Genomic DNA, 1,200 nt, shown 5'->3' with positions numbered 1-1,200 from the left:
AGGTCGAGCGGGCCGAGGGCGGCGGCGATGTCGCGCTGCCAGCGCAGCGTGGCGTGCCAGAGCAGGAACCCGGGGCTCTCGCCGGGGCCGAGCGCCATCAGCCGTGCGCCAGTGCGACGAGGGCGGCCATGGTCTCGGGCCAGTCCGCGGTGATGGCCGGGCCGAGCTGCGGGCCCACCTGGTCGACGGCGTCGCCGGTGATCTCCATCCGGTAGGTGACCCGGGTGCGCAGCCGCTCGCCGCGGTCGAGGCGGTGGGTGGTGCGCAGGACGAGGCCGTCGATCCTGGCCTCGTCGACGAAGAGTTCGCCGGCGCTCGCCTCGGCGATGAGCAGGTGGACGGGGTCCTGCCCGCACGGGGTCATGACGATGCCGGTGCCGGCCTCGAACGGTCCGTCGATCCGGACGCTCACGATGTCGGAGTTCCACGCGCCCCAGTGCTCGACGTCGGCCCACAGGCGCCAGATCGCCTCGGGGGTGGCATCGGTCTCGACGGTGTGCTCGTACGTCCACATGGGGTGCCTCCGTAGGGTAGTGGTCTGTCCATAGATTATCTGCGCGCAGTCTATGTGTCCAGACCGTCCTCCGGCGCGCCGGTCAGCAGCGCCTCCGCCGCCTTCCGGAAGGCGGCGACCAGGCGGCTGCGCTCCCCGGCCCTGACCGCCAGCACGACGTGGCTCGGCTCGACGCCCTCCATCGGCACGACGACCAGGTCCGGGCGCGGTGCGGACCGCCCCGGGCCGACCGGCACTAGGGCCACCGCCCGTCCGTCGGCGACGAGTTCGAACTTGTCCTCGTTCGCCGCCACGAGCGGCCCGTCGGGTGCGGGCCGGCCGTCCGGGCGGGGGTCGATCCGCCAGAAGGCGTCCCAGGCGGGGTCGGAGACCCGGGGGAGCGGCTCGTCGGCGATGTCGTCGAGGGTGACGGACGCCCGGCCGGCCAGGCGGTGCCCGGCCGGCACCACGAGCGCCCGGGGCTCGTCGTGGAGGACGGTCACGTGCAGCCCGTCCGTCGTGAGCGGCAGGCGGGTGACGACCGCGTCGGCCCGGTGCTCCAGCAGCGCCCGGCGGGCGTCGTTCCAGGCCAGGTGCCGGGTGTGCACGTCCGCGTCCGGGTGGCGCCGGCGCAGCTCGCGCACGGCGGGCGTGACGATGAGGTTGGCGGTGTAGCCGACCGTGATCCGGCTCGGCTCGGCGGCGGC

At 74.8% G+C, this 1,200-nt stretch carries 2 protein-coding genes; both read right to left on the bottom strand.

The genetic code is table 11. The features are described 5' to 3' along the window. Nucleotides 1-97: 97 nt before the first annotated feature. Complete coding sequence (locus AB0O00_RS40410) at nucleotides 98-514, bottom strand: SRPBCC family protein (protein WP_363659647.1); 417 nt, start codon at nucleotides 512-514, stop codon at nucleotides 98-100. A 50-nt stretch (nucleotides 515-564) separates the two neighbouring features. Then, the coding region (locus tag AB0O00_RS40405) for a LysR family substrate-binding domain-containing protein (RefSeq protein WP_363659646.1) at nucleotides 565-1,200 on the bottom strand (636 nt) is incomplete at its 5' end.

The organism is Kitasatospora sp. NPDC093558 (assembly GCF_040683475.1).
GTDB lineage: Bacteria > Actinomycetota > Actinomycetes > Streptomycetales > Streptomycetaceae > Kitasatospora.
Note: the sequence above shows the minus strand (reverse complement) of the source record. Positions and strands in the feature narration are given on the sequence as shown.

Bases quoted from the DNA above. Each gene is read 5' to 3' on its own strand.
- AB0O00_RS40410 (WP_363659647.1), bottom strand. From the start codon at position 514: ATGTGGACGTACGAGCACACCGTCGAGACCGATGCCACCCCCGAGGCG.